General features: G+C 68.4%; 2 protein-coding genes. Both read left to right on the top strand.

Going from position 1 to position 4158, the window contains the following annotated elements; translation table 11 throughout:
* Positions 1-497: 497 nt before the first annotated feature.
* A complete protein-coding gene (locus WA805_RS05620; protein WP_424560948.1) occupies positions 498-2828 on the top strand; it encodes a LuxR C-terminal-related transcriptional regulator in 2331 nt (776 codons plus the stop codon).
* Between the two features lie 91 nt (positions 2829-2919).
* Positions 2920-4158 (top strand): flavin-dependent oxidoreductase (locus tag WA805_RS05615; protein WP_422288836.1); only part of this gene is annotated, 1239 nt, incomplete at its 3' end.

Here is a 4158-nt window from a genome sequence, read left to right as displayed (position 1 = left end):
GCCGGCTGAGCCCGTGACCGGCGACCAGGTGGACCGCGGGGAGCCGATGCCGTACCGGCTCGCGTACTGGATAGTTGGGTGGTGTCGAACGCCCTGGACACGCTGCAGCGGAGCTGGGCTTCCCCGTGTTCGGCCGGCCCGTGGTCCCGGTTAGCGCGCGCGGCAGGATCGTGCAGCTCCGGCCAGTCCCGCGGGAACAGGGCCCTGGCGGCTGGAACGCCTGGTGCCAGAATTCCGTCAGCGGTTCCGCGCTGCCAGGCTGCCGACGTCGTAGTCGGCCATGTGCAGCAGCACCCCGTCGGCCCGGCGCAGAACCGGTCACTGCCCAGTTCGAGCCCGTCAACGCCCACCGGCAACGCTCTCAGCTCCAGGCCGGCTCCCGGGAGGGGCGAGTACCCTGGTGCGCGCCCCAGATCACGCCGCAACAGGCGTTAACCTGGAACAGGTTGTCGTTTCAACTTTCGAAGGACCCGGCGCAGTGACAAGCTGGTCTTGGTATGAATGAGTCGAGGGCAGCGCGGCCTATCGGCAACCTGCCAGTCCTCGGCAGCAGCTTCGTTGGCCGCCAGCGGGAGCTTGCCGAGATCAGGCGGCAGGTGGAGGCGGCGCGTCTGGTGACGTTGACAGGCCCTGGCGGGGTAGGCAAGACCCGCCTGGCAATCCAGGCGGCCGGGCTTACCCGACGGGCGTTCCCGGACGGCGTTTGGCTCGTCAACCTCGCCGCCGTCGACGACCCCGCGCAGCTCGCCGACGCCATCATGGCAACACTGGGGATCCCTGACCAGTCCGCCCAGCCCGCTTTCGAACAGCTGGCCCGCCACTTGTCCCAGCGCTGCCTGCTACTGGTGCTGGACAACTGCGAGCATCTCCTGCCGGCCTGCGCCGAACTCGTCGACGGCCTCCTGCGCCAGGCGTCCGGATTGCGGGTGCTGGCCACCAGCCGGCAGCCCGTCGAATTGCCAGATGAGCACGTCCATATCGTCGATCCGCTGCCGACGCCGAAGCCGGACAGCGAACTGCCAGCTGAGATGCTCAGCAGGTACGAGTCGGTCACGCTGCTGGTCGACCGGGCGACGGCTGTCCAGCCGGCCTTTGCTGTGCACGACGGCAACCGCGACGCCGTGGCGCGGCTGTGCGCGCAGCTCGACGGCCTGCCGCTGGCGATCGAGCTGGCCGCGACCCGGCTGCGGTCGCTGTCGGTGGAGCAGGTCGCGGACCGTCTCGATGACCGGTTCCGGCTGCTCAACCGCGGTAGTCCGGCCGCGATGCCGCGCCAGCGGACGCTGCGCGCGCTGATGGACTGGAGCCACGAGCTGTGTTCGGAGCAGGAACGACAGCTCTGGGCCCGGTTGTCGGTGTTTCCTGGTGATTTCGACCTGAACGCTGCGGAGGCGACATGCGCGGGCTCGGGCCTGCCCCGCGACGTGATAGTGGACCGGCTGGACGGCCTGGTGGCCAAGTCAGTGATCTCGGCGCGGCCGGAGACGCCGGTGGCTCGCTACCAGATGCTGGAGACGATCCGGCAGTACGGGCGCGAGCTGCTCACCAGGGGCGGCTTGACAAGGCATGTGCAGCGCAAGCATCGCGATTACTATCTGCGCCTGGCGAGCGAGTGCTGCGCCCGGTGGTGCGGCCCTGACCAGAACAGCCTGCTGGCGACAATGCGCCGCGAACACGACAATCTCATGACGGCGCTGGAATGGTCGCTGGCTAACGACGACGAATCCGCCGCGCTCGAGCTCGTGTCGGCGTTGCGCTATCACTGGACCCTGAACTACCCGGCCGCCGGGCGGCGTCGGCTGGACCAGGTTCTGAACCAGGTCCGTGACGCGTCGCCCTTGCGCGGCGATGCCCTGTGGGTCGCCGCGTGGGTCGCGCGGATTCAAGGCGACACCAAAGCCTCGGCGATGTGGCGGCACGAATGCGGGGAAATCGCTGACCGCTTCGCCGATGAGCATCTGCAGGCCTATGTCCAGCTCTTCGCCGGAAGCATGGCGCTGTTCACCGGCGACCCGTTCGACGCGGCACGGAGCCTCGCGGAGAGCCTCACCCTGCTACGAGAGCAGCAGGACATGCCGATGGTCCTCATGGCGTTGTTCCTTTACGGTCAAGCGTTGACCATGTGCGGCGACAGTCCGGCTGCGCAGGCGGCGTGCACTGAAGCCATCGCGCTGGCGGAGGAGCGGGGTGAGGTGTGGGCACGGGGCTTGGCGACATTGGCCCGCGGGTTCGACCTGTGGAAGAACGGCGACCCCGAAGGGAATGCAGCCGAGCTGGCCCGTCAATCGCTCAGGTTCACGCCGGACGCCAACTCGGCCAGCGCGGTGCTGTCGATCGAATTGCTGGCCTGGATAGCTGGCTCGCGCGGCGAGCATGACAGCGCGGCCCGCCTGCTCGGCGCTGCCGCGACGCAGTGGCAGTCCCAGGGAGTGCCCATCGACAGCGCCTTCCCGCTGTTCGCCCAGTCCTCCAACCAGTGCCGGGTTGAAGCCCTGGACGCGCTGGGTCAGCCCCGTTTTAGTGAGCATTTCGATTATGGGAAGGCGCACCCGCTTGAGGTGCTCAGCGGGCCCGGCGGGATTCCCGCGCCGCCCGCCGACGAGGGCGCGCCGCTGCTCACCCGCCGCGAACAGGAGGTCGCGGAGTTGATCGCGAAGGGCTGCACGAACAAGGCGATAGCCGCCGAGCTCGTGCTGTCCCCGCACACCGTCGGCGGGCACGTGGAGCGCTTGTTCAACAAGCTAGGGATCAACACGCGCGCGCAGGTCGCGGCATGGCTGGCCCAGCACCAGGACCAGGGGCCGCCAGTGTCACGAACAGGGAGCTAAACCGGGTCATTCACCCCTGGTGGAGCGCGGACAGGACTGCGATTGTCCCTATATCGCGGGCACTCGCACTAGCGGCTGAAGGGAATGCGCGATGCCGACGAAATCAAGGAACCCTACCGTCATCATCGCCGGAGCCGGCATAGGCGGCCTCACCGTGGCCCTGGAGCTGCACGCGGCCGGCATGGAGTGCGTGCTGCTCGAGGCGGCACCGGAGATGGCGGAACTGGGTGTCGGAATCAACCTGCTGCCGCACGCCACCCATTCCCTGTCCCGCCTTGGCCTGCACGATGCGCTGTCCAGGGTCGCGGTTACCACCAAGGAGTCGATCTTCTTCAACAGGTACGGCCAGTTCATCTACCGTGAGCCGGCTGGCCTAGCCGCCGGGTACGCGTGGCCGCAGTTCTCCATCCATCGGGGCGACCTGCAACGGGTGCTCTCCGATGCGGTACGCGACCGTCTCGGCGCGGACGTCATCCGCCTCGATCACCGAGCCGCCGGTTTCACCCAGGACGACGACGCGGTGACCGTGACCGTCGAGCACGCCGACGGCACGCGGTCCTCGGTGGCCGGTGACGTGCTGGTGGGCGCGGACGGCGTGCACTCGGCGGTGCGCAGACAGCTGCACCCGGACGCGGGCAGGCCCCGCTACACCGGCTACATGATGTGGCGCGGCACGACCGTTCATCCGCCGTTCCTGTCCGGTGCCAGCATGCTACGGGCAGGCTGGCTGGCCAATGGCAAGCTGGTGGCTTACCCGATCAGGGAGAACGTCGACGGCAACGGCAGCCAGCTGGTCAACTGGCTGGCCGAGGTCGAAGGCCCCGAGCGGGCCCAGCGAGACTGGACCCGCCGGGGCGATCTGGGCGACTTCATCGGGCGCTTCGAGGACTGGCACTTCGAGTGGCTTGATGTACCCGCGCTATTCCGGGGCGCCGAGGAGGTCCTCGAGTACCCGATGGTCGACTCGGACCCGCTGCCCTGGTGGACCTGGGGGCGTGTCACACTCCTTGGCGACGCCGCGCACCCGATGGTGCCGCGCGGCTCCAATGGATCGGCGCAGGCGATCCTCGACGCGAAGGCGCTGGCGGCGCTCCTCGCCGGCGCCGGGGATTCGCCAGAGGCGGCGTTGCGCGCCTATGACGACGAACGTCGAGAGGCAACCGCTCAAGTGGTCCTTACCAATCGCCGGAACCCGCCGGACGCCATCTTGCGCGAGGTCTATGAGCGCACTGGTGACCAGCCATTCGACCGGCTCTCCGACGTCATTAGCGACGCCGAGATCGCCGCCATTATGTCCGCCTACCGCGACGTAGCGGGCTTCTCAGCCGCG

Source organism: Trebonia sp., from assembly GCF_049794275.1.
Classification (GTDB): Bacteria; Actinomycetota; Actinomycetes; order Streptosporangiales; family Streptosporangiaceae; genus Trebonia.
This window is presented reverse-complemented; position numbering and strand designations above follow the sequence as displayed.

Excerpts from the sequence above, each read along its gene's own strand:
- WA805_RS05620 (WP_424560948.1), top strand. The coding sequence starts at position 498 with ATGAATGAGTCGAGGGCAGCGCGGCCTATCGGCAACCTGCCAGTCCTC.